This is a genomic window from Rhodococcus sp. NPDC019647 (assembly GCF_044389235.1).
GTDB classification, from domain to species: Bacteria; Actinomycetota; Actinomycetes; order Mycobacteriales; family Mycobacteriaceae; genus Rhodococcus_F; species Rhodococcus_F oxybenzonivorans.
In genome coordinates this window covers 93054-116775 of the sequence record NZ_JBIRXS010000003.1, presented here as the reverse complement: position 1 = coordinate 116775, position 23722 = coordinate 93054, and the positions used below count along the sequence as shown (strand labels likewise).

The 23722-nt window shown below is 66.4% G+C and carries 26 protein-coding genes; 8 read left to right on the top strand and 18 right to left on the bottom strand.

The features are described from left to right. The first annotated feature begins 305 nt into the window (after nucleotides 1-305). The gene (glgX, locus tag ACH49N_RS08055; RefSeq protein ID WP_358271916.1) at nucleotides 306-2414 is read left to right on the top strand and encodes a glycogen debranching protein GlgX; all 2109 of its coding nucleotides are present in this window, start codon (nucleotides 306-308) and stop codon (nucleotides 2412-2414) included. A gap of 21 nt (nucleotides 2415-2435) precedes the next feature. Here the strand turns inward: glgX and ACH49N_RS08050 are convergent, their stop codons facing one another. From ACH49N_RS08050 to ACH49N_RS08040, 3 genes are all read right to left on the bottom strand, one after another. After that, nucleotides 2436-2807 (bottom strand): hypothetical protein, encoded by a 372-nt coding sequence (locus ACH49N_RS08050; protein ID WP_358271918.1) that lies wholly within the window; start codon nucleotides 2805-2807, stop codon nucleotides 2436-2438. Between the two features lie 72 nt (nucleotides 2808-2879). After that, a complete protein-coding gene (locus tag ACH49N_RS08045; RefSeq protein ID WP_317766149.1) occupies nucleotides 2880-3599 on the bottom strand; it encodes a GAF and ANTAR domain-containing protein in 720 nt (239 codons plus the stop codon). 48 nt (nucleotides 3600-3647) lie between these two features. Next, nucleotides 3648-5075, bottom strand: a complete 1428-nt coding sequence (locus tag ACH49N_RS08040) for an HNH endonuclease signature motif containing protein (protein ID WP_358271920.1) — start codon at nucleotides 5073-5075, stop codon at nucleotides 3648-3650. Between the two features lie 230 nt (nucleotides 5076-5305). On the opposite strand from ACH49N_RS08040, the gene ACH49N_RS08035 reads away from it, so the two are divergent. The 3 genes from ACH49N_RS08035 to ACH49N_RS08025 are packed head-to-tail and all read left to right on the top strand — an operon-like array spanning nucleotide 5306 to nucleotide 6981. Next, the gene (locus tag ACH49N_RS08035; RefSeq protein ID WP_358271922.1) at nucleotides 5306-5875 is read left to right on the top strand and encodes a DUF6230 family protein; all 570 of its coding nucleotides are present in this window, start codon (nucleotides 5306-5308) and stop codon (nucleotides 5873-5875) included. Then, a complete protein-coding gene (locus tag ACH49N_RS08030; protein WP_358271924.1) occupies nucleotides 5869-6309 on the top strand; it encodes a DUF6114 domain-containing protein in 441 nt (146 codons plus the stop codon). Before ACH49N_RS08035 ends, ACH49N_RS08030 begins: the two co-directional genes overlap by 7 nt. A 24-nt stretch (nucleotides 6310-6333) precedes the next feature. Further along, nucleotides 6334-6981, top strand: a complete 648-nt coding sequence (locus tag ACH49N_RS08025) for a nucleoside/nucleotide kinase family protein (RefSeq protein ID WP_358271926.1) — start codon at nucleotides 6334-6336, stop codon at nucleotides 6979-6981. A gap of 9 nt (nucleotides 6982-6990) precedes the next feature. Here the strand turns inward: ACH49N_RS08025 and ACH49N_RS08020 are convergent, their stop codons facing one another. Together ACH49N_RS08020 and ACH49N_RS08015 are read right to left on the bottom strand one after the other, a co-directional pair. After that, a complete protein-coding gene (locus ACH49N_RS08020; RefSeq protein WP_358271928.1) occupies nucleotides 6991-7377 on the bottom strand; it encodes a nuclear transport factor 2 family protein in 387 nt (128 codons plus the stop codon). Beyond that, on the bottom strand, nucleotides 7377-8321 hold the full coding sequence (locus tag ACH49N_RS08015) for a tyrosine-protein phosphatase (protein ID WP_358271930.1): 945 nt from the start codon (nucleotides 8319-8321) through the stop codon (nucleotides 7377-7379). Before ACH49N_RS08015 ends, ACH49N_RS08020 begins: the two co-directional genes overlap by 1 nt. Nucleotides 8322-8546: 225 nt before the next feature. Between ACH49N_RS08015 and ACH49N_RS08010 the strand changes: the two genes are divergently transcribed. Together ACH49N_RS08010 and ACH49N_RS08005 are read left to right on the top strand one after the other, a co-directional pair. Further along, nucleotides 8547-9323, top strand: coding sequence for an SDR family oxidoreductase (locus ACH49N_RS08010; protein WP_358271932.1), 777 nt, complete (start codon nucleotides 8547-8549; stop codon nucleotides 9321-9323). Nucleotides 9324-9367: 44 nt separating this feature from the next. Then, nucleotides 9368-10159, top strand: coding sequence for an SDR family oxidoreductase (locus ACH49N_RS08005; RefSeq protein WP_358271934.1), 792 nt, complete (start codon nucleotides 9368-9370; stop codon nucleotides 10157-10159). A gap of 92 nt (nucleotides 10160-10251) precedes the next feature. Here ACH49N_RS08005 and ACH49N_RS08000 read toward each other — a convergent pair whose 3' ends face one another. From ACH49N_RS08000 to ACH49N_RS07980, 5 genes are all read right to left on the bottom strand, one after another. Next, a complete protein-coding gene (locus ACH49N_RS08000; protein ID WP_358271936.1) occupies nucleotides 10252-11082 on the bottom strand; it encodes a mycofactocin-coupled SDR family oxidoreductase in 831 nt (276 codons plus the stop codon). Further along, nucleotides 11082-11891 carry a mycofactocin-coupled SDR family oxidoreductase gene (locus tag ACH49N_RS07995; RefSeq protein WP_358271938.1) on the bottom strand — a complete coding sequence of 270 codons (810 nt, stop codon included), beginning with the start codon at nucleotides 11889-11891 and terminating at the stop codon, nucleotides 11082-11084. The genes ACH49N_RS08000 and ACH49N_RS07995 overlap by 1 nt, the downstream gene beginning before the upstream one ends. A gap of 14 nt (nucleotides 11892-11905) precedes the next feature. Then, entirely contained in the window at nucleotides 11906-12160 is a 255-nt protein-coding gene (locus tag ACH49N_RS07990; protein WP_109325756.1) for a hypothetical protein, read from the bottom strand. Then, a complete protein-coding gene (locus tag ACH49N_RS07985) occupies nucleotides 12161-13828 on the bottom strand; it encodes an FAD-binding protein (RefSeq protein WP_358271940.1) in 1668 nt (555 codons plus the stop codon). A 93-nt stretch (nucleotides 13829-13921) separates the two neighbouring features. Further along, nucleotides 13922-14434, bottom strand: a complete 513-nt coding sequence (locus ACH49N_RS07980; RefSeq protein ID WP_358271942.1) for a flavin reductase family protein — start codon at nucleotides 14432-14434, stop codon at nucleotides 13922-13924. A gap of 119 nt (nucleotides 14435-14553) precedes the next feature. Here ACH49N_RS07980 and ACH49N_RS07975 point away from each other — a divergent pair, with 119 nt between their 5' ends. Further along, on the top strand, nucleotides 14554-15282 hold the full coding sequence (locus ACH49N_RS07975) for a PadR family transcriptional regulator (protein WP_358271944.1): 729 nt from the start codon (nucleotides 14554-14556) through the stop codon (nucleotides 15280-15282). 6 nt (nucleotides 15283-15288) lie between these two features. Here the strand turns inward: ACH49N_RS07975 and ACH49N_RS07970 are convergent, their stop codons facing one another. From ACH49N_RS07970 to ACH49N_RS07955, 4 genes are read right to left on the bottom strand one after another with little or no spacing between them, the layout of a single operon-like run. Then, nucleotides 15289-16017, bottom strand: coding sequence for a tyrosine-protein phosphatase (locus ACH49N_RS07970; RefSeq protein WP_358271946.1), 729 nt, complete (start codon nucleotides 16015-16017; stop codon nucleotides 15289-15291). Then, on the bottom strand, nucleotides 16014-16835 hold the full coding sequence (gene phnE, locus ACH49N_RS07965; protein WP_358271948.1) for a phosphonate ABC transporter, permease protein PhnE: 822 nt from the start codon (nucleotides 16833-16835) through the stop codon (nucleotides 16014-16016). Before phnE ends, ACH49N_RS07970 begins: the two co-directional genes overlap by 4 nt. A 1-nt stretch (nucleotide 16836) precedes the next feature. Further along, the gene (phnC, locus tag ACH49N_RS07960; protein ID WP_358271949.1) at nucleotides 16837-17622 is read right to left on the bottom strand and encodes a phosphonate ABC transporter ATP-binding protein; all 786 of its coding nucleotides are present in this window, start codon (nucleotides 17620-17622) and stop codon (nucleotides 16837-16839) included. Then, the gene (locus ACH49N_RS07955) at nucleotides 17619-18506 is read right to left on the bottom strand and encodes a phosphate/phosphite/phosphonate ABC transporter substrate-binding protein (RefSeq protein ID WP_358271951.1); all 888 of its coding nucleotides are present in this window, start codon (nucleotides 18504-18506) and stop codon (nucleotides 17619-17621) included. Before ACH49N_RS07955 ends, phnC begins: the two co-directional genes overlap by 4 nt. A 160-nt stretch (nucleotides 18507-18666) precedes the next feature. Here ACH49N_RS07955 and ACH49N_RS07950 point away from each other — a divergent pair, with 160 nt between their 5' ends. Beyond that, nucleotides 18667-19422 carry a GntR family transcriptional regulator gene (locus ACH49N_RS07950; RefSeq protein WP_358271952.1) on the top strand — a complete coding sequence of 252 codons (756 nt, stop codon included), beginning with the start codon at nucleotides 18667-18669 and terminating at the stop codon, nucleotides 19420-19422. 25 nt (nucleotides 19423-19447) lie between these two features. Here the strand turns inward: ACH49N_RS07950 and ACH49N_RS07945 are convergent, their stop codons facing one another. From ACH49N_RS07945 to ACH49N_RS07930, 4 genes are all read right to left on the bottom strand, one after another. Continuing rightward, nucleotides 19448-20233 carry an IclR family transcriptional regulator gene (locus ACH49N_RS07945; protein ID WP_358271954.1) on the bottom strand — a complete coding sequence of 262 codons (786 nt, stop codon included), beginning with the start codon at nucleotides 20231-20233 and terminating at the stop codon, nucleotides 19448-19450. 163 nt (nucleotides 20234-20396) lie between these two features. Further along, complete coding sequence (gene bphC / locus ACH49N_RS07940) at nucleotides 20397-21302, bottom strand: biphenyl-2,3-diol 1,2-dioxygenase (protein ID WP_358271955.1); 906 nt, start codon at nucleotides 21300-21302, stop codon at nucleotides 20397-20399. Between the two features lie 36 nt (nucleotides 21303-21338). Next, nucleotides 21339-22520 carry an acyl-CoA dehydrogenase family protein gene (locus tag ACH49N_RS07935; protein ID WP_358271957.1) on the bottom strand — a complete coding sequence of 394 codons (1182 nt, stop codon included), beginning with the start codon at nucleotides 22518-22520 and terminating at the stop codon, nucleotides 21339-21341. 28 nt (nucleotides 22521-22548) lie between these two features. Beyond that, nucleotides 22549-23709, bottom strand: a complete 1161-nt coding sequence (locus ACH49N_RS07930; RefSeq protein WP_358272067.1) for a Rieske 2Fe-2S domain-containing protein — start codon at nucleotides 23707-23709, stop codon at nucleotides 22549-22551. Nucleotides 23710-23722 lie beyond the last annotated feature (13 nt).

Below are 23722 nucleotides of genomic sequence, written 5' to 3'. Positions count from 1 at the left end.
CCGACTCCCGAGCTGGTCAGTCAAGGTTTCCGGACCTGCCGAGTCGGTCCGAGTCCGTCGAGCCCGCGCAGTCTCGACGGAGCCGGGCGGGTCTACGAGCCCAAGATGCGGAATGGGTCCGATTGCGCCATATCGGCATGTCGGCGGATTGGCAATGCCATCGTCCTCGACCTCCTCGTCCACGAGTGAATGCGAAAGCGTGTGCAAAGTTGAGCGCATCACACTCAGGTTTTATTCCCCTTCGGCCCGGAAACTCGGCCGAAAGACGCCATCATCTACACCCGACCGACCACCGAAGGGGATTCATGCTGCTTCGTCCGGGCTCCGCCTACCCCCTGGGGGCGACGTACGACGGGTCGGGCACGAACTTCGCCCTGTTCAGTGAAGTCGCCGAACGGGTGGAGTTATGCCTGTTCGACACCGCAGGCACCGAAACGAGGATCGAACTCGTCGAGTTGGACGGCTTCATCTGGCATGCCATCCTCCCGGGCATCGAACCCGGCCAGCGCTACGGGTACCGCGTGCACGGGCCCTTCGATCCGGGCGCGGGAGCCCGGTGCAACCCGAACAAGCTTCTTCTCGACCCCTACGCCAAGGCGATCGACGGACGGTTCGACTGGAATCAGTCACTGTTCGGCTACGACTTCGGCTTCCCCGACAGCCGGAACGACGAGGACTCCGCAGCGCACATGCCGAAATCTGTGGTGATCAACCCCTTCTTCGATTGGGGCACCGATCGCCCTCCACGGCATGCCTACGCGGACACCGTCCTCTATGAGGCCCCCGTCAAAGGGCTCACAGCGCTGCATCCGGCCGTACCGGAGGAAATGAGAGGCAGCTACGCGGCCCTCGGACACCCGGCCGTCCTGGGACATCTTCGCAGTCTCGGGGTGACCGCACTCGAGCTGATGCCGGTCCACCACTTCCCCGACGACGCGCTTCTGCAGGAGCGCGGATTGTCGAACTACTGGGGATACAACACCATCGGCTTCTTCGCGCCGGACGCCAAGTACGCGATGAGCAGATCACCTGCAGGCCAGGTCCAGGAATTCAAGGCGATGGTCCGGGCCGTCCACCAGGCGGGGATCGAGGTCATCCTCGACGTCGTCTACAACCACACCGCCGAAGGCAATCACCTCGGTCCGACCCTCGGCTTCCGCGGGGTCGACAACGCCGCCTACTACCGTCTCGTGGACGACGACCGGCGGTACTACATGGATTACACCGGGACCGGAAACACCCTCAACGTGCGCCATCCGCACGCGCTGCAACTCCTGATGGACTCACTCCGATACTGGGTACTGGAAATGCACGTCGACGGCTTCCGCTTCGATCTCGCCGCCTCACTCGCGCGCGAGTTCTACGAGGTCGATCGGCTGGCGAGTTTCTTCGAGCTCGTGCAGCAAGACCCGGTGATCAGCCAGGTGAAGCTGATCGCCGAGCCGTGGGACCTCGGTCCCGGCGGGTACCAGGTGGGCAACTTCCCACCCCAATGGACCGAATGGAACGGCCGCTACCGCGACACCGTCCGCGACTTCTGGCGGGGCGAGCCCGGGACGCTCGGTGAGTTCGCGTCCCGCATCACCGGCTCCGCCGACCTGTACGAGCACACCCGTCGACGGCCGGTCGCCTCCATCAACTTCGTCACCGCCCACGACGGATTTACGCTCCGCGACCTGGTGAGCTACAACCACAAACACAATGACGCCAACGGCGAGAATAACAACGACGGCGAGAACCACAACCGCTCCTGGAACTGCGGTGCGGAGGGCCCGACAACCGACCCGGAGATACTCGCGCTCCGGGCGCAGCAGAGCCGGAACTTCCTCGCCACCCTCCTGCTGTCGCAGGGTGTGCCCATGCTCAGCCACGGTGACGAACTGGGCCGCACCCAACACGGCAACAACAACGCCTACTGCCAGGACAACACGATCACCTGGGTCGACTGGGCCGCCACCGACGAGGACCTCCTCGCGTTCACCCGGCGGCTCGCGCAGCTACGCACCCAGCACCCAGTGTTCCGGCGGAGACGGTTCTTCGAAGGCCGCCCCGTGCAACGACGGGGCGACAACCTCCCCGACATCGCCTGGCTGCGCCCCGACGGAAGCGAGATGACCGAGCAGGACTGGCTCGTCGACTTCGGCCGTACCGTAGGAATCTTCCTCAACGGCAACGCTATTCCCGACACCGACGACTACGGGTTACCCGTCACCGACGACTCGTTCCTGCTGTACCTCAGCGCTCATCACGACGGCATTACCTTTCCCTTGCCGTCGATCGAGTACGGAAAGTCCTGGGAGCTCGTCGTCGACACCCGACTGCCCGAGGCCGAACAGCCGAAGGCGATATTCCTCGCCGGAGCCGACATCGAGGTCGGCCCACGCGCACTGTTACTGCTCAGGCGAATCGACTGAACCGGGCCCGCACTGTCGGTCCTACCTCGCCAACCGGAAACCTCCGACCTGATTGCCGTTGATGTACGTGGCGCCGGTGTAGGAGCCGTCCCCGTTCGCCACCATCGTGTCAGTGAGGAATCCGAGACCCGAGGGGCCGTAATCGATGACGGTTCTGCCCGCCGCATCTTCGTAGTAGTTGCCGCTCAGACCACTGAGACCGAACACGAAATTGTTGGTGACCGTGCCGTTCCGGAAGGTCTTGCCCTTCCAGATCAGTCCGCCTCCGGGCGCGTCGGTGGTTCCCTGATAGGTTCCGTCCGGGACAGGTTCCGCGGCAGCGGTACCCGCTCCGACGAGGATGATGCCGGCCGACAGTGCGGCCGCGGCGATGCCTGCTGCGAACTTGCGCATAATTTCTCCTGAGCGTGTAGGGACCCGACTCGTCGGACCGCTTACCCACCTTCGGCGCCCCACACACAAGGTTCATCCGCGCTCACCACGAGGCTCCTCGGGAGGAAATGTCACACGAGCGGCAATGATGTCTTCCGCAAGCGCGGTGATCCTGCGCTCCTCGGCGAAGGCCATCGCCCGCAGCCGGGAGATCGCATCAGCCGGCGAGATACGTAGCTGGCCCGCCATCATGCCCGCCGCGACGTGCACATTGCCGTGGGGGAACAACGCCGGATCGGTCCAGACCGACGGGTAGCGAGTGGGGTCGAGCTCCTCGAGCACGGTCGGACCGAGCATCGCGGCGCAGTCCTCGGCCGCGCGGTACTGGGCAACGTCGAGCGTCCGGGGCTTGTCGCTGTACAGCTCGAGGACACCGACTCGTCCCCCGTTCCACAGTCCGAGCGGAAAGGCGTAGATGCCGCGGACCCCGAGCGCGACCAGCTCCGGCGCGAACGCCGGCCACCGCGCGGATTCGGCCGGATCGGCCATATCGGCGTGAAGCTCGGGCCTGTGGGAGCGGTACGCGGCGAGGCACGGCCCCTCGCCGAGGGTGAACTGCAATTCGTCGATGCTCTCGGCGGTCGAGTCGGTGGCGTACACCAGGTCACGAGTGGTGTCACCGGCGAACACGGCGACTGCCGACCCATCCACGCCTACCGTGTCGAGGCACCCCTCGCACAAGGCACGGGTGCGGCCGAGCAACATCAGCGCAGGATCGTCGTTGCGATGAGCTGGATCCTCTCCGTGCGTCATTTCTCCAGCGTGCCCCGGCACACTGTCGGGCAAACGCCCTACCTCCCATCAGGCCGACTCGTCGTACGCGACGGGCAGGTCCCCGGCCATCGGGTCGACGTCCGACATCGGTATCGGGAGAGCCGGTGCGGTCGACTTGTAGCGGTGCCCGGTCGGGGTGAGGAAGTCGTACGCGTGCACCTCCCCTTGCGTCCGCTTCGGCGTGGCCGCATGCCAGCCGGCGGCCTGCTTCGCGTAATTGCACGCCGCACACAATCCTGCCCCGTTCTCGAGTGTCGTCGGCCCGCCCTTGTGCCACGACCTGATGTGGTCGTGGTGCCGGATCGGCGCATCACACCAGGGCGTGCGGCACGTGCGGTCGCGCAGGTCGATCATGCGCGCCAGTCCCACTGGGAACTTCCGCGCCTGCGACTCCACCGCGGTCAGCGACCCCGACTCCGGGCACGCGTACACCCTCCGCAGCAGCATCATTGGCTCAGCAGACGGAGCTGTGCCCGTGGTCTCCCGACCTCCGGCTGCTTCACGACCCCCAGTCTCGTGACCCCCGGCTGCCTCGCCACCTCCGCTCTTGCCGACCCATTCCCGAGCCAGTGCGGCCGGCACGGGGCCGTACCCCTGCAGGTGCGCCGGCTCTGACCCGCCGGCGAGCAGGGTGTGATCGGACATCACCAGATTCACCGTGACCGCACATCCCGAAGCGGCCCCGGCGCCGGTGACCCGTTCGAAGAGCAGGTCCGCCATGATCTGACCCCGACTCCGCCCGTCCCCGGCTGCGATGAGCGCGGCTGCGTCCCGCGACAACGTCGTCTGCACCGCAACACCCTGCTTTACCGGCAACAAGGCGCTCACATACGCCATCGTGTCCGGTGCCGGACGGCAGGAGACCCGCCGATCGGATTCCGCCCGCCGGGCGCGGCGCACCACCGCTGCCGCGTCCACCTCTGCGGCCAATGCTCGGGCCTTGGCCGCGACCGCACGGTCCCCGAGGCCGTCCAAGGTGGCCGGGTCTTCACACAATCGGCGGTCCAAGACTGTTCGGTCTTCCCGGGACAGGCAGGCTGTCTCCTTGACGAGCAACGTCGCTCGCCATTCACTGAGCAGTCCGCGTTCGAGCAACCGCAGAGTGAAGGGCATTTCGTGTACCAACGCCGTCGCCATGCCCAGGTGCCGGTTCCCTCGCCAGGGTGAGTCCCGTCGCGCGAGTCCCACCTGCGCCGCGATTCCACGCCCGCGCTGCGACACAGGGACTTTCGCCGATTCGGCCGCTTCCTGTTGCGAGGAAGCGAAATCGGCGGTTACCCGAGCTTGCGCCCCCGCACAGGCCGCTTTCAATTCTTCCAACGCCCGCAGTAGATCGACCCGCACACCGTCGTCACAGTGGCGCTCGACGACGCGTAAGCGGTCCACCACCGCGCGCACGTCGGCGACACCGACCGCCCCGGCATCGCGTGCATCAACTGAATTCCCACCCGCCATCGAACCCCCCAATTCGAACGTATGTTCTACCTTAGTCCTCCCATTGATTCCACCGCAAGCCCCGTCGACTTTGCGGCACGATTTGCCAACTGTTAGCCTTGCGGCCGCGGTTGAGCATGCAGCCCGGGGACGGAGCCCGCTCCCTTCCCACGCCGGCCAGCTCACTCAGGAGATTGATGACCGCCACCATGCCCAATTCCGCTTGTGCACCCCAGAGTCGGCGGTAACGAATGGGAGCGCTGCGTAAGGGACGCTTCGCCGTGATCGTGTCCGGCGGGTTGCTTGCCGCCACGATCCTGGGTGCCGGGATAGCCGACGGACAACTACCCATGAACGTCGCGCTGTCGGGTCAGAGGTTCGTCGGGACGATGTCGGCGGTGGAGGGCGAGAGCATCACCGTCTTTCCTCGCCAGGTCGCAACGAAAGCAGGGCAGTTGCCCACGGTCGCGATCCTGATCGAGTCCGCTCGACTGACCGACGTGTGCCTCTCGACGGTCGCACACGGCCTGCCCCTGGTCGGGGACGTCACGATGTTCCTGCGGGTCCCGGGTGACGGCACGACAGCCCGCGACCTCGTCGTCGATGCGTCCGTCCTCGGTGGTTCGATCGGAATCTCGAACGTCGAGATGGGCGCCGATGTTTCGGCCACCGGCGACGTGCAGGGTGTGGTCACGTCGGGGATGGTGGCCGCGGAATCGTCGATGACGGGCGCCCGCCTGGAAGGAGTGTCCCTCACCGCGACGTCACTGTCGTTGCGCGACTTCACGATTACCTCGGAGATGGGTGCGAAAAGTTGCTGACGGCTGAACCACCGCTCACCCGAAGGGAACGCTTCCGGCATTGGCGCCGCATGCGCCCGTTCGCGGGCGCGGTCATGCTCACTGTCTCCGCTGTGTTCCTCCTGCTTCCCGCCTACACCACCGTCGAGGTCGGTGATCTGCTGATTTCGATCAGCACCATCTCGGGAGTGTCCACGCTGTTCCTCGGTGCCTCCATGCTGTTGTGCGCAGGTTCGGTGCTGGTGCGGCCGAGGACGCGGGTCGCGGCAGGTGGAGGTGCCATGCTCCTCGCTCTCGTTGCGCTTCCGGCCGCCAATTTCGGCGGCTTCGGCGTCGGGACGCTCGTGGGTGTTTTGGGTGCCGCCGCCACCCTCGCCTGGACGGATCGTTCCGGCGCGCCACCGGCTGAGACGACAGCACCGCGAAGACCGCAGACTAGTCTCACCGCAGACTGACCGGCACGATCAGACGGGCGCACCATGGACAACCACGCGGTCGCGGGTTCCGCCGACCCCCACGAGCTGGCCCAGCGTGTGCTCGGACTTCGGGTGCCGGGGCAGCGCCTGATCGTCGGGGTGACGGGACCGCCCGGCACCGGGAAATCGACGTTGGTCACCGAGGTTGTGGCGGCCCTGCCGAGGCGGGTTCGGACGGTGGTGGTCCCGATGGACGGTTTCCACCTCAGCAACACCGTGCTGCGCGCGCTGGGGTCGGTGGATCGCAAAGGTGCCGTCGACACTTTCGACGATGCCGGGTTCGCCGTTCTGCTGGAGCGGCTGCGCAGCCGCGACGAGGACGTCGTCTATGCGCCCGACTTCGACCACGCCTTCGGCGATCCGGTGGCTGCCTCGATCGCAGTGCCGCGCGCCGTCGATGTGGTGTTCACCGAAGGCAACTATCTGCTCGCCGCTTCAGGTGCCTGGCCGCGCGCGCGTTCGGTGATGGACGAGGTCTGGTATCTCGACACCCCACGCGAGCTCAGGTTGGCGCGTCTGATCGATCGGCACCGCGCGGCAGGTAAATCGGGTCCCGCGGCCCACGCCTGGGCTCACGGCACCGACGAGATCAACGCGTCGATGGTGGCCGAAACGCGCGGGCGCGCGGACCTGATCATCTACAACAGGTGACGGACATGCTCAGAGCTCGGTCATGTCCGACGGCGACCAGTACGCCCGCATGCTGGTGATGGCTCCGCGGTCGTCGAAGGTCATGACGTCGATGGGTTCGATGGCGTAAGCCTTACCGTCGATTTCTGTGACGACACGGAAATGGAAAGCCGCATTGTTGCCGCTCACCCGGATCGTTCGCGGTTCAGTCTTGCAGTCGACGCCGTCGAGGGCGCTGTAGAAGGCTTCGATCGCTTCGCGCCCCACCCGAACCTCGCCGCCCACCGGGTCCTCGAGGGTGGCGTCCTCCGCATACAGTGCGGCGATGCTGCGGGACGGGCCCGAGGACACGGCGTCGAGGTAGTTGGTGACGGCGGTCCGGATAACGTCGGCGGTGAGAAGTTCCTGATGTGTCATCAGTTGTTTCCGTTTCTCGGTTGTGGCGCCGGTGCGGTGATCAGTTTGTGCCGCAACGTTTCGATGGTTCCTCGGCTCAGTCCCAGTCCTTCGGTGAGGTAGCGGTCGACTGTGCCGTACTTCTCGGCGAGCCGGCCGAGCCCCGCCTCGAGATAGCTGCGGTCGACCCCCAGCAGAGGCTTATAGATCTGCGCGACGGCCTCGCCTCGAGAAGCCACGATCTGGTCGTACGTCACCTTCATCGACGCGGCCGTGTACTCGTTGGTCAGCAGGTAGTCGTCGAAGATGGTGCCCTCGGGCACTCCCGCGATGGACAGCAACAGCGCGGACGCCCAACCGGTGCGGTCCTTACCTGCCGTGCAGTGGAACAGTTGGGGCCCGGCCGTGCGGGCCATTTCGGTGAGCAGCTGGGCGAATCCCGCTCGGGTGGCCGCGTCGTCGACGAAGCTGCGGTTCATATCCTGCATGAACGCCACCGCATCGGCGGGTGACTTCAATTGCGCCACTGCGGCGCCCAGATCGCCCGAGAGAATGGGGATGCCGAGGTAGCGCGGTCCGGCGGGGAGCCTGTCCGGCTTCGCGGCTACCTCTTCGACCGTGCGGACGTCGTAGACGGCGGTCAGGCCGAGGCCGGTGAGCACGGCGAGATCCTGGTCGTTGGGCACGAGCGCGTTCGAGCGGTAGAACACACCCCTCGTGACGTGGTCGCCCTCCGCGGTGGCGTACCCCTGCCCGGTTCCGCCGACGTCCCGGAAGTTGTCGACCGACGCCAGACGCGGTGTTTCGACGACGGGTCGTGCATTGCCCAGGGAACCGAAATCGGGGAGGCTGATTCCCGGTGGTGAGAGCGGCTGCGCTGACACGGCCGCGGGACCACCGAGGCCGGTGAACAGGACGCCACCGGTGATCAGCACAGCGGCGGTGGATTTTGCACTTCGAGACATGAACAGCCTTTCGTCGGAATGTCGCGAGATCCGCTTCCGTCCGGCTTGCGCGGAACGTCAGCGGGTAATCCACATCACAGTGCCCCGGCGTTTCCCGTGGCTACGAGTTATTCCGATGACCGGGAGAACCCGTTCCCCGGGCGGAGACGCCCGCAGCAGACTCGGGCCATCGGCACCGGCGTGCCGACGAACGGAATTTGTCACGAGACGAGGATGTGAGCTGAGATGACCGAGATCCCACAGCAGGTAGCGGGGAAGGTCGTGATCGTCTCCGGAGCGTCGCGCGGGCTCGGTGCCGCGTTCGCCACCCGGATCATCGACGAGGGCGGGAGCGTGGTGGTAGCGGACGTCCTCGATGACGAGGGACGCGCCACCGTCGACAAGCTGGGCGCACGCGCCCGATACGCCCATCTCGATGTCACCGACCGTCAGCAGTGGCAGGACGCGGTCGACCTGACGGTCAGCGAGTTCGGCCGGGTCGACGGCCTCGTCAACAACGCAGGCATTTCGGCCGGGCAGTACATCGAACACGAGACGGCCGAGAACTTCCGCCGTGTCCTCGACATCAACCTCACCGGTGTCTTCAACGGCATCCAGGCCGTGATTGCACCGATGCGGGCGGCCGGGGGCGGATCCATCGTCAACATCTCCTCCGCAGCGGGCCTCATGGGCTTGGCCCTCACGGCCGGATACGGCGCCTCCAAGTGGGGCGTCCGTGGACTGACCAAGATCGCGGCGGTCGAACTGGGCACCGACAAGATCCGAGTCAACTCGGTTCACCCCGGTATGACGTACACACCGATGACCGCCGACCTCGGAATACAGCAGGGCGACGGCAACTATCCCAATACCCCGATGGCGCGAGTGGGCGTACCCGAGGAGATTGCCGGCGCCGTCAGCTTCCTCCTGTCCGACGCTGCCGCCTACGTCACCGGCGCGGAACTGGCGGTCGACGGCGGCTGGACCGCGGGACCGACAGTGAAATATGTGATGGGCCAATAACTTCTACTAATCAGCACCATCCGATCACACCGAGGAGTATCGACATGAATCGTTTCGCAGAGCGCCGGGTGCTGGTGACGGGCGCCGCCTCCGGCATCGGGCAGGCCACAGTCCTCCGCCTGCTCGAGGAAGGCGGCACCGTCGTGGCCGCCGACGTCTCCGACGACGGCCTGAAGCGCACCTGGGCGCTGGCCGAGGCGAAGGGCACCGCCGGGCGTCTCGACACCACGACCATCGATATCGGCGACGAGACGTCGGTGATCGACGGCGTGCGTGAGAGCATCGACAAGCTCGGCGGGCTGGACGTACTCGTGAACGCGGCAGGGATTCTCCGTGCCTCGCACACCCACGACACCTCCCTCGACCTGTGGAACCAGGTGATCGGCATCAACCTCACCGGCACGTTCCTCGTGGTCCGCGAATGCCTGCCCTCGCTGCTGCGGTGCGAGCGCAGTGTGGTCGTGAACTTCAGCTCCACCTCCGCCGCGTTCGCCCATCCCTATATGGCCGCGTATGCGGCGAGCAAGGGCGGCATCCAGTCGTTCACCCATGCGTTGTCGCTCGAATACGGCAAGCAGGGCCTGCGCGCGGTCAGCGTCGCCCCCGGCAGCATCAAAACCGGAATCACCGACGCCACAGCAGGTTATGTGCCCGCAGATGCCGATTGGGCTCTATTTTCCAAGCTCTCCCCCATCCTGCCCACCACCCTCGAATCCGGCGGCGCCGCGATGGGGGGACCAGAACAGGTTGCCGGGGTCGTCGCCATGCTCGCCTCCGACGACGGTGCCTTCATCACCGGCACGGAGATCCGCATCGACGGCGGCACGCACGCCTGAGTGCCGACCTTACGGAACGGCGGTTCGGCGCGGGCAGCTCAGTTAGCGACTGACGCTGCCCGCGTCGCTATCGACTGACGCTGCCCGCGTCGCTATCGACTGACGCTTCCCGCGTCGACCGGCAGGGCCACGGACGTGATGTACCGCGCCTCGTCCGAGGCCAGGAACAGAGCGGCGTTGGCGACGTCGACGGGTTCGATCCACGGGATCGGCAGCATGTTCATCGTCGCGGCGGCCGCGGCGAACTCCTCACGAGTGGGATGCTCGAGGTCGGGCCGGAACACCCGCCGCACCATGTCGTTCTGAATCATGTCCGTGTCCACGTTGGTGGGGTGCACGCTGTTGACCCGAACCCGGTGCGGCGCGAGCTCCTTGGCCAGCGAACGCATCAATCCCACGACACCGTGCTTTGCGGCGGTGTAGTGCGCGACTCCGACCAGGCCCCGCAGGCCCGCAATGGAACTGGTGAGAATCATCGCACCACCGCCGCGCTCGATCAGATGCGGCGCCGCAGCCTTGCAGGTCTGCCAGACGCCGGTCAGGTTGACGTCCAGCATGGTCTGCCAGGTTTCGGTGGTGAGGTCCAGCGCGGCGCCCGAGGACGTGATACCCGCTGTGGCGCAGACGAAGTCCAGCCCGCCCAGCTCGGCGGTGGCCGCCGCGACGGTCTCGGTGAGAGCCGCTCCGTCGCGCACGTCCACCCTCGCGGTCACGATTTGACGGCCGGTGTCCCGGACCAGCTTTGCGGTCACCTCGAGGTCCTCGGGACTCGCCGGGGGTGTCACCACAGTGTCGACCGGTCCGCACAGGTCGACGGCGATGACGTCGGCGCCCTCCTGGGCGAACCGCAGTGCCTGCGCCCGCCCGATTCCCCGGGCGGCTCCGGTCACCAGAACGACGGTGTCTTCTACACGACCTGTCATCACGACACTTTCTGGGTGAGTCCGGCATCGACCACGAGTTGGGTGCCGGTGATGTATCGGGATTCGTCCGACGCAAGGAACAGCAGCGCATTGCTGACGTCGCGTGAGTCCAGCCACGGCACCGGAAGCAGGTGGTTGCGGGTCAGCACCGGAATCACGTCGTCCTCGGTGGGATTGTCGAGGTCGGGCCGAAGCCGGGACATCGTCGCCGGGTTCAATGTCATGCGGGTGCCGACCGCACCGGGGTGCAGCACGTTCACGCGGATGAAGCGGGGGCCGAGTTCGTTGGCGAGGGTCCGCGCCAGCCCGACCACCGCGGTCTTGGACGCCGAGTAGTGTGCGGCGCCGGCGACGGCCTTGATACCGGCCGTGGAACTGACCACGACGACGGAACCGCCGCCCTCGGGCATCGCCGGGACCGCGGCCTTGACGGTGTTCCACACTCCGGTGAGGTTGACGTCGAGGGACCGATTCCAGACGTCGTCCGCGATGGTCCACGCTGGTCCCGGATTGTCGGCGATGCCGGCGTTCGCGACCACGACGTCGATGGCACCCAGCTCGGCGACACCGGCGTCGACCGCCTCCTGCAGGGCCGCCGGGTCGCGCACGTCGGCGTGTGCGACCACCACGCGTCGCCCGAGTTCGCGGACAAGTCGGGCAGTCTCCGCCAGACTCGCGGCCGGCTCGTCTCCGGGAAGGTCGACGGCGATGATGTCGGCGCCTTCCTCGGCGAGCCGGACCGCATGACTGCGTCCCATGCCGTTGCCGGCTCCGGTGATGAAGGCGGTCTTTCCTGCCATCCGCGCCATTCGTCCGCTTCCTCCTAGTCCAGGCGTCCGGGCGTCGGATAGCTGCGCAGCGACAGCCCTACCCGTCCGTCGTCCACGGCGTCGTCGATCGAGCCGCGCAGGGCCCCGCAAGTGGGGATGAACATCGAGTGCTCCCCTGCCGCAGCGAGTTGCGCGAACTCCGGGCAGGACCGTTCGGCGTCACCGAGCCATTGCACACTGGTGTGCGCTTCGCTGTACTTTTCGACGAGTACCGAATTTCCGCAGCGACGGCATTCGACGGGCAGCATTCAGCTCACCGCCCCGGCGGCGTGGCGCGCCCCGATCCACCCGAACACCATTGCGGGCCCGATCGTCGCACCCGCGCCGGCATAGTCGTTGCCCATCACCGACGCCGACGTGTTGCCGGTGGCATAGAGTCCCGGAATCGGGTTGCCGCCCCGGTTCAATACCTGGCTGTGCTCGTTGCACACCAGACCGCCCTTGGTGCCGAGGTCACCCGCCTCCATTCGCACCGCGAAGTACGGAGCCTTCTCCACCTCGTCCAGCGTCGGATTGGGCAGACGCGGGTCTCCGTAGTAGCGGTCGTACGCGCTGTCACCGCGCCCGAAGTCGGAATCGACTCCCGCACGGGCGAACCCATTGAACCTGTCGATCTCGGCCGCGAAGGCGCCGGCCGGAACACCCATCTTCTCCGCCAGCGCGGCGACGGAATCGGCCCGCAACATCAGCCCCGTCTCGAACCACTCGACCGGGAACTTCTGGCCGGGCATCACACCGCCGAACTGGTAGCGGCTCTTGGCCTTCGAGTCGAAGACGAACCAGACCGGGTCGTGCCTTCCGGCGATCTGGTCGTGGACGAACGACACGTACGGCGACGCCTCGTTGGTGAAGCGTCGACCGTTCTGATCGACGATCAGCGACGGGGGAATCGAGCGCTCCGACACCAGGACGTGCATGATGCCGTCGGGACGCCGGAACGACGGCATCCACCAGGCGTCGTCCATCAGGTCGAGTGCGGCGCCCACCTGCTCCCCCGCCACGATCCCGTCACCGGTGTTGTCGGGTGAGCCTGCGCTGTAGTTGTCCTTGCCGCCTTCACGCAGGTATTTCTTCCGCAACTGCTCGTTCTGCTCGAAACCTCCGGTCGCCAGCAGCACACCGCGGCGGGCCCGGATTTTCAGCTCACGCTTCCCGGCGTCGACCACCGCACCGGTGACGGCGCCGGAGGCGTCCGTGACGAGGCTTTTCAGCGGGGAGTTGAGCCAAAGGGGAACGCCCGCCTCCTTCAGCGCGAGCCGCAAGCGGCCCACGAGGGCCTGCCCCAGTGTTTCCATTCGCCTGCGCCGCACCATGGCGACGACCGAGCGCCAACCGACACCGAGCGCGGTTCTGCGGCCGGCCCACGTCCGGAAGAACATGTTGAGGTGACGGAACTCCGTCGACGTCATGTACAGGCCACCGGGCATCGCCAACGCGTTGGGACGTTGCAACTCGCGATCGGAACCGAGCAGGTTCATGTCGAATGGCAGCGGCTCGACGGTACGACCCTCGGCGCGCCCACCCACGTTCTCGGGGTGGTAGTCGGAATAGTCCTTGCACCAGGAGAACCGGAGATGAGAACTCGCCTGTTCCAGGAACCGCATCATCGCCGGGCCCTGTTCGATGTAGGCCTCGAGGCGTTCGGGCGGGACGCTGTCACCGACGATCGAGTCCAGGTACCGCCGGACCTCGCCCGGATCATCGCTCATACCCTCGCGGAGCAGAACCGGCGAGTTGGGAACCCACAGGGCTCCGCCCGAGAGGGCCGTCGAACCGCCGTACACCGAGGCCTTTTCGACGACGAGGGTGTCGAGTCCCCGTCCGGCACCGGCGAGCGCGGCAGTCATGCCACCCGCGCCGCTGCCGATCACCAGAAGATCGACTTCCCGGTCCCATTCCTGCTCGTCTACGCTCATCGTGCACACCTTCCGAAGTGGTCTCGATCACACTCTGCCGGTGTCGATTCCGCTTTCCCACAACTCTTCCCGCGGAGCGGGAGACGCATCCGTCTATCCGGCGAAGAGTCCGAGTCCGCCGCGGTAGACCAGCAGCGGCGGTGCATCACGCAACGCGCGCAGGCCGGTGACACGTGCGACGACGATCGTGTGATCGCCCGCATCGTGTTCGACTTCGACGGTGGCCTCCACCTGGGCGAGAGCACCGTCCAGCGCGGGTGCACCGTTGTCGGCATACGACCACCCGACGTCGGCAAACTTGTCTCCCCCGCTGGTCGCGAAGGTCCGGCACACGTCGCGCTGGTCGTGGGCCAGCACATTGATGCAGACGCGCTCACTCGCTCGCAGGTGAGGCCAGCTCGTCGACGTGCGGGCCGGGCAGAACGACACGTACGGCGGTTCGAGCGACAGCGAGACGAACGACTGGCACGTGAAACCGTGCGGGCTCGCGCCGTCGTGGGCAGTGACGACGGTGACGCCGGTGCAGAAGTGCCCGAGCACGGACTTGAAATCGGACGGCGCGAAGCCGGGAAGGACCGAAGGTGCAGGTTCGTCGGTTCGCGTCATCGTGCCTCCTGTATATGGACGTGTGGTGCATTCAGCCTGGAGGGCGCCGCCCTCCGCCGGAACGGTCCGTCCCACCCAGCGGCAGGCTTTCGTAGGTCGGTGGTTGATAGGCTCCGGACATGCCTTCGTCCGACCCCCCACAGAGCTCCGGTTTCGCCGGCCTTCGGTCGACGAGTTGGCCGGTGCTCGGCATCTTGTCGTTCGGCGAGGAGCTGTCCGGATACGACCTCAAGAAGTGGGCGTCGTACAGCGTGCGCTTCTTCTACTGGAGCCCGTCGTTCAGTCAGGTGTATTCGGAACTCAAGAAGCTCGAGGAGCTGGGGTACGTCACGTCGCGGACCGTCGTCGACGACGAGTCGCGCGTGAAACCCAAGCGCCTGTACAAGATCACGGACACCGGTATGGCCGTTATCCGCAGCTGGGCGCGTGAGGCCCCGATCGATCCGCCGGTGCTCAAGCACGGTGTGATGCTGCGGATGTGGCTCGGCCATCTCACCGAACCCGATCACCTCAAAGAAGCTCTTCGCGAGCACATCTCGTATGTGGAGGGCATGAGCCGACAGGCCGGCCTCGACGCCCGCGACTCCGAGGTCGAACCGACGTGGGCCTTCGCGCACATGGTCAACAAGTGGTCGGAGCGCTATTACGCAGCCGAGGGCGAGCTTGCGAAACAGATGCTCGCCGACATCGACGAGGCCACCCGGAAGATCCGGGGCGAGGACACCCCGGAGCACCCCGGTGTTCCCAAACCCACTGAAACACATGCCATCCGCAGATCCCGCGCCGCCCTGCAGGAGTACCAGGCTGCCATGAAGGCGGCGCGGGACGCAGAAGAGGCGGAGGGCTGACCCGACTCAGCGTCGAGTGTCGTCGTTTTCGGTGAAACGGGCAGTCCAGCGTTCGAGGGCGTCCTCGGTGGCTCCCCGTTGCAGGAGCCAGGTCCGCACTCCACCGGGTTCCGCGTCCCACGTGTCGAGAACACCCTGGATCGCCTCGGGAGGGGCGCCGACCAGGTCCCGCTTGGTGGGATGAACCCGCCCGAGTTCCGGCGCGAATCGGGTGATCCTGGCGAGCACCGCGTCCATGTGGTCGTTGGTCGCCGTGTAGTCGTCGACCACCTCCGCTGCGCCGACACCCGCAACACGCAGAAGCATCGCGACGGCGATGCCGGTCCGGTCCTTCCCAGCGGCACAGTGGAGGAGAATCGGGCCGGGTGCGGTGGCCGCCACGTCGAGGATCTCCGCCAGTTGTGCGCCGGCTCGGTCGAGCACCCTCAGGTAGAGATCGGCGAGACGGAAATTCGGATCCGGCCGGGCGACCTCCCCGTCCGACATCAGCGCGATTCGGTGGACCACCGTGTCGGCCGAGTCGAAAGGATGCACGCGTGTCGCCTGTTCCCGGGGACTGCGCAGATCGACGACTGTCCGCGCGGGCCACTCCGCCACGCCGGTCGGCGTTGCATCACCGTCAACCGGAAGTGCGCTGCGGTAGAGCACCCCGCTGCGGGTCTGCAGCCCGTCGGGGAGCGGTAAGCCACCGAGGTCACGCAGATTCGGTAGGACGGCGGTCTCGGCGACGGTCATGTGAGCTTCTTCCGTAGATGGGAGGCGACGCGATCGAGGGTAACCACCACCACGAGAACGACGAGAACGATGGTGAGGACACTGCCGTATTCGAAGAGGCGGAGCTGCTGCGTCAGTTCCATTCCGATACCGCCCGCACCGACGATACCGAGAAGGGAGGCAGCGCGGACATTCCCGTCGAGCATGAGCAGTGTGTAGCTCGCGACGGTCGGTGTGCTCTGCGGCAGGAGGACCCAGCTTATGCGCTGCGCCCGGCTCGCCCCGGACGCCGCGGCGGCTTCCCACGCGCGCATGTCGGTCGTTTCGAAGATGTCGGCGAACAGGCGTGCCATCCCGGCGGCGGAACCGATGATGATTGCCAGCGTTCCCGCGAGTGGGCCGAGTCCGACGGCCGAGACGAACAGCAACGCCCACATCAGCTCGGGAATGGCGCGCGTGAGGTTGATCGAGCTGCGGGCGGCGTGGTGAAGCCAGGCCTGGTCGAACACCGAGCGTGCCGCGAGCAGCGCCCACGGTATGGCGAAGAGCACGCCGACCGCGGTTCCGATGACGGCGATCGCCAGGGTCTCCCCCATGAGGGCAATCGCGGTGGGGAGGATGGCGAGGTCGGGCGGGAACATCCGTCCGACGAAATCGGCAATGTTGGGGATGCCGTCGAGCAGAGCGGCCACCGAGAATTCGGTGGCACCTGCCGCCCAGAGAAGGACGGTCAACACGATGACCACCCCGACCGCGGTCTGCCAGGACGGTCTCCGCAGAGCCGCCAGGTCGGCCGTGCTTTCGACTGCCTTCGGCTTCGGTTCGGTATCGAGTGTCATCTCACTGCACCCCCACGGGAGAACGAGCCGGATCGGTGTAAAGGAGATCCAGGTCGGACGAGGACACGTCACCCACCGGTCGGTCGAACACCAGGCGGCCCGCGCGAAGCCCGATCAGGCGGTCGGCGACATGCCTGGCCAGGTCGACGTCGTGCAGGTTCAGGACCGCGGTGAGCCGTTCGACGCGCGCGAGACGGACGATGTCGTCGACCACCCCGCGTGCGAGCACGGGATCGAGGTTCGCGACCGGTTCGTCCGCCAACAGCATGTCCGGCTGCTGGGCGAGGGCTCGCGCAATCGCGACTCGCTGCCGCTGTCCACCCGACAGTGCATCGGCGCGTTTACGCAACTGCTCGCCGAGGCCGAGTCGCCGTACGCTCTCGACGGCGATCTCCCGGTCGCTCCGCCGAACGAAATGCAGGAGGCTGGGCAACACCGGCTGGTACGCGAGGCGCCCGATCAACGCGTTGGACAGCACCGTCGCGCGCTCGACGAGCTGAAACTCCTGGAACACCACACCGACCCGGGCATGTGCGCGACGCCTGGCCCGACCGCGCAGCGTGCCGCGGTCCTCGCCGTCGTGCAGAACGCGGCCGTCCGTCGGAATCTCCAGCCCCGCCAGGCAACGCATCAGCGTCGACTTCCCGGCGCCGCTGCGGCCGAGGACCGCCACGATCTCACCGGCGTGAACCCGCAGCGACACAGACTGGAGGGCGGTCGTACCGTCCGGATAGCGGTAGCTCACGGCGTCCGCCTCGAGTCGCGGAGACATAACGACGTCGCTCATTTCCGCGACAACTCCTCGAGATCCACGCCGAGCTCGCTGGCGGCGTCGCGGAAGAGGTCGAAATCGGCGGCGGTCGCTTTTTCGAAGCTGGTGGCCTTCACCACGCCGAGCGCCGCCGCATTGTCGCCGTCGACGAAGGAGTCGACGATGCCCTGTTCGAGGCCCGGATCGAGGTCCTTGCGGGCGATGATGACCAGCGACACCGGGATCGGGTCGGATTCGGCGACCACCCGTTGCGTCGAACCGTCGATGACGCCCTTGTCCACCATCGTCTGATACGACGATCGAGCATCGGCGGCGCAGTCGACCGAGCCCTGCTTCACCGCGAGTTGGGCGGTGTCGTGGCCACCCGCATAACTGCCCTCGATGTCGGTGTCCGGGTTGATGCCGGCCCGCTTCAGCAGGAGCTTCGGGATGTAGTTGCCGCTGGTCGATCCGGCGTCGACGAACGCGATCTTACGTCCCCTGAGATCGTCGATCGAGTCGATGCCGGTGTCCGTACGACACACGAACACCGAGGTGTACGCGGCGCCCTTGGCGACCACGAGAGGCGTGACACCGGCAACTGCCTCGGCCAGCGGTGTCGGGAACGGGCTGAATGCGGCCACATCGATCAGTCCCGAACGCATCGCCTCCACGATCGACAGGTAGTCACTGGTGGGCTTGACCTCGACGGGCTTACCCGAACCGGTGGCGATCAAGTCGGTGATCGGCGCGAACTTCGCCTGCAGGTCGGCGTTGGCCTCGGAGGGCGGTAGGCCGACCTTCAGGACCGCGGGTGCACCGCCATTCGCGGCCGAATCGCCGCACGCGGCGGCGCCACAGACGGTCAGAGCGCAGATCGCTGCCGCCAGGGCTCGGCGCAGTCTCGGGTTGATGCTCACGGGAGGCCTCTCGAATCTGTCAATGGGGTAATCGAAGATTCATCTAGACAAGTAGACGTTCGCACCCATCGAGGTTTCGAGCAGATGAACCGTTTCCCAACAGATAAATCGAGCCTCGCGGCGATCTCCTCGACAGACCGGACTCATCTAGACTTCCGGCATGCCGAGCACTCTTCGTCGCAGCAAGGTCCCCCTCTACCGGCAGGTGCAAGAGGTGCTGGAGCGCCGGCTCGACGGCGGATCGCTTCGCCCGGGCGACAAGTTGCCACCTGAAACCGAACTTGCAGCCGAGCTCGGCGTCAACAGGCTGACGGTGCGCCAGGCCATCGGTGAACTCACCCGGGCGGGCCGCGTCGTCGCACGGCAGGGCGCCGGAACGTTCGTCGCGCAGCCGCCGCAACATTTTCCGATCGAGCTGACGCCCAGCTACATCAACGATCCGGACGGCATGAGCCACGCCTTCGCCGCGGTCGGGCGGCACGTCACCGAGTTCCTCGTCTCGAGTGAGGTGGTTCTCGGCGGCACCGCCCCCGAAGCCGAGGAAAATCTGCCCGGCTGCCGGCTCCGCCGCATCGACACTGTCCTCGCGGTGGACGGCGACCCCTGGTTCGCCAACGCTTACTGGTTGGACGACAAGCGCTTTCGCGGTATCACTCGCCTCCTCGGCGAGGGAACACCGATCTACTCGGTGTGGAATGACGCGTACGGAGTACGCCTTCGGGCCGCGTGGCGTTCGTTCGGAGCCGGCGCGGCCACGCCGCGGGTCGCGGAGCTGCTCGACATCCCCACCGGCGCCGCCGTCGTCCTACGCGACGGGCTGAATCTCGACGAGGACGGCAAGGCCACCGTCTACATCAACCGCTCGTGCCGCAGCGACCGAGTGCGGTTCGTGGCCAACTACGTCGCGGAAACATAAATCTGCTGCCCGACAAAGGCCGAGTTCAGGCGGAATGCCGGCCTGCGCTCGGCGTCGCGGTCGCCATGTAGTTGCGCCACGTTCCCTTGGCCGCCATGCGGATCGGAGCGGTCAGCCGGTGGTCGAGCTTGATCTGGCTGCTGGGTCCGCAGACGGAAATTGCCGCCACCACGTTGCCCTCGGTGCCCACGGGCACGGCAACGCAGCTGACCCCCACAAGGTCCTCTTCCCGGTCGTACGCCGCTCCGCGTTCACGTGTCTTCTGCAGCTCCGCGCGAAAGGCCGCCGGTGAGTCGATGCTGAACCGCGTGCTGCGCGGCAGACCGGCGTCGACGACGCGATCGACCACGTTCTCGGGCGAATGGGCCAGCAGCACTTTGCCCACGCTCGTACAGTGCGCGGGCTGGCGGCCGCCCACCCGCGACGGAAGGCCGACCCCGAAGCGTCCGGCGATCTTCTCGAGATAGACGACGTCGATGCCCTCGAGTATGGCGAAATGGACGGCATGGCCGGTGAGGCGGTGCAGTTCGTGCAGGAAAGGGAGCGCGGCACGGTGCAGTCGGTCCTGGTGCACGGCGAGGGACCCGAGCTCGAACAGTCGCATACCGAGTTCGTAGTCGCGACCTTCACGTCTCAGCCACCTGAGCTGCACCAGCCGCTCGAGCATCCTGTGCGCGGAGGAACGCGGCAGTCCCGTGCGGCGCACGATCTGGGCGAGGGTGAGCCGTCCCGGACCGTCGAAGGCGTCGAGGAGGAGAGCGGCCCGATCGAGGCCGGCGGTGGGGGTTGCGGGGCTGAGTGTCGTAGTCATGGGGACCTCCGTTGCGCCGCTGTGCTGGAGAACGACGCGTTGTGTGACTGGCGACACTTACTATAAATAGGCATATACCTATTTGCAATACGCCAGCCGGTTCGGACAGGCAAAAGGCCCGGTACCACGTCGATCGACGCAGGTACCGGGCCTCGAGCAGCCGCTACATCGCGGCCAGCGGTTCGCTTCCGGACCAGTCATGGCCCCAGTAGCTGTCGGCGGTGATCTCTTCGGCCGAGTAGTACTTCTCGTCCACCTTCTTGCCCTCGGTGCCGAACTCGATGTCCCAGCCGCCGGGGGCACGCACGTAGAACGACACCATCTTGTCGTTGGTGTGCCGGCCCAGCGTGGAGGAGACGGAGAACCCGTCCTTCACGACCCGGTCGAGGGCTTGTCCGACGGCGTCGAGTGTGTCGACCTCCACCATGATGTGCACCAGTCCCGGGGCGCCACCGTGCGGTGCGGGGCACAGCGCCAGGCTGTGGTGCCGCTCGTTGACACCCATGAAGCGAACCCGCATCGGGCCGAACTCGGGCGGCGCCGGGATCCGGAAGGCGCCGCGGGGCAGGAACCCGAGCACGTCGGTGTAGAAGTCGAAGGCCCCATTGATGTCCATCACCGGCAGCACCACATGTCCGAGTCCCTGCGCGCCGGTCACGAACTTCGCGCCGAACGGGGTGACCACCGGAGAGTGATCGAGGACGGCACCGTGGAAGATCTCGATCGTCGCCCCGGTCGGGTCCTGGAAGGTGACCACCTCTTCGACGCGGCGGGCGTCCGCTTCTTCCACCGACAGCGGCTTCACCGCGATCCCGGCGCCTTCGACCGCTTCCTGCACGCGCAGCAGGCCAGCATGATCTCGGACCTCCCACCCAATGGTGACCACTTCGTCGGTGTCCCCCGGCACGACGACGATGCGGGCGGCACGCTCGTCCATGCGGAGATAGAGGGCATCCGGGTCCGGGCCCTTGCCCTCGGCGAATCCGAGGACGTCGAACGCGAACGTGCGCCACCGTTCGAGGTCGTTGGTCTGGATCTTGATGTAACCCAGTCCCTTGATATCGGTCATAGTGTCTGTCCTTCTTCGTGTTTCGGTAAACGCCGGTCAGATCATCGACTTGAGGTTGTCGGCGGGGTCGAGGCCGAGCGAGCTGAGCGCCGATGCGTGGTACACGGTGCTGGGGACATGAATGGCGTGAGCCAGTCCGGCGTGTGCGTCCCGCCAATACCGCTGCAGCGGCTTGTCCATGCGCAGAGCGTTACCGCCGGACCGCGCGAAGATCTGGTCGACGGCGGTGACCGCCCGCCATGCGGCGCGGACCTGCGTCCGGCGACCGGCCGCTCGGTCCTCGAAGCTGACCTCCTTACCGGATTCGACCAGGTCCCAGATCTTGTCGACGTTCGCGAGGAGCTCCTGCCGCGCCGCATTGATGTCGGCCGCGGCCTCGCCGACGGCGAACAGCACGTAGGGGTCGTCCTTGATCGCGGTGCCCTGGGCCCCGACACGGTCGCGCTGGTAGTCGAGGTGCGCGGCGAGGGCGCCCTCCGCTATTCCCACGACGGCCGAGGAGATGCCGAGCGGGAACATCGTCGACCACGGCATGTTGTACAGCGTCTCGGTGCGGCCGAACTTCTGCACCGCGGTGCCGTTCATGACCTCGTCGGCGTCCATGGCCCGGTAATCGGGGACGAAGGCGTTCCGGACGATGATGTCCTTGGAACCGGTGCCCTTCAGCCCGACGACATTCCACGAATCCTCGACGATCTCGTAGTCACTGCGCGGAAGAATCATGTGCAGCATCTTCGGCGGCAACGCCATCGCGCCGTCCTTGTCGCCGAGCATGGCGCCGAGGAAAATCCAGTCGCAATGATCGGTGCCGGACGAGAACTGCCAGCGCCCGTTGAAGAGGTAGCCACCGTCGACCGGTGTCGCGATGCCGGTGGGCGCGTACGGCGAGGCCATCCACGTGTCGGTGTCCCGGCCCCACACCTCCTCCTGCACCTTCGGGTCGGCGAACGCCAGTTGCCACGGGTGGACGCCGACGATGCCGCACACCCACCCGGTGGCGGGGTCGAGGGCGGCGGCGGCCATCACCGTTTCCGCGAATGCGCGTGGATGTGCCTCGAATCCGCCGTAGTTCGCCGGTTGCAGAAGCTTGATCGGCCCGGCCTCGCGGAGCTTCTTCGCGGTGTCGTCGGGCAGCCGGCCGATACGCTCGGCCTCGGGAGCCTGGTCGCGGAGCTCATCCGCGATGGCCATGATGTTGTCGAGAACCTCGTAGGTCATCGTTCGTGTCCTTTGTCTCTGAGCCCGCTCAGGCGTGGGTGTCGAGCGGCACGACGCCGTTGGCGAGGTTGTCGGCAACCTCCGCCTCCCAGCTCTGCACCGCCCGGGTGGTGTCGATCTCGAATTCGAAGCGCTTGGTCATGTCTTCGGTGATGTCCTCGACATCCACGTAGAACTGCTGGTACCAGCGGCGCAGCTGATACACCGGCCCGTCTTCCTCCGACAGCAGCGGGTTGTCGATACGCGACTTGTTGAGCCAGATGTCGACGTCCTGCTTGAACCCGAGTTCGACGCCCTCGGCGAATTGGGCCGCCATGCCGTTGGCCATCTCGTCCGACAGGCCCTCGGGCTTCTTGACCATGGCGCCCCACTGCAGCACGAACGAGTTGGACGTCACCGGATAGTGGCAGTTGATGAGCACAGTCTCGATCATCATGCCGTTCGCCTCGCTCCACAGCTTGTCGATCATGTAGGACGGGCCGAAGTACGACGCGTCCGAGCGCAGCGTGGAGTTCGGATCGTCGTAGCTGGTGCCCACCGAGATGTCGTGGCGTGGCGTCGACTGCATGTACTGGGTGGCGACGTGCCCCTCGAACACATTCTTGAAGTAGCGCGGGAACGAGAAGTGGACGTAGTAGAAGTGCGCCATGTCGACCACGTTGTCGACGATCTCGCGACAGTGCGAACCCTCCACCAGCAGGGAGTTCCAGGTCCAGTCCGTCCACTCCGAAGACCCGACGCCGTCGATCTCGGGGATCGTCACGTCGGCCGGCGGCGGGTTGCCCTGCGGGTCGTTCCAGACGTAGAGCTGTCCGTTGCGCTCGAGCGTGGTCCAGGCCCGGGTGCGTGCGAGAGGGGGCACGCGGCGCGCGTAGGGAATTCCCGTGCACTTGCCGTTGCCGCCCCAGCGCCAGTCGTGGAACGGGCAGGCGATGGAGTCACCCTTGACGGTGCCCTGCGCGAGGTTGCCGCCCATGTGCCGGCAATACGCGTCCAGCACACTGAGGGCGCCGTCGGAGGTCTCGAACACCACCAGGGACGTGCCGAACGCATCGACCTGATGCGGGGCGCCGTCCCGGAACGTCTTGGCCAAACCCAGGCAATGCCACCCGCGAGCGAATCGCGTGGGGGCAGAGCCTACCTCGATCATCCGAACTTCGTCACCGTCTACGGCACCATTGCGCACCATGTCTACCTCCGCC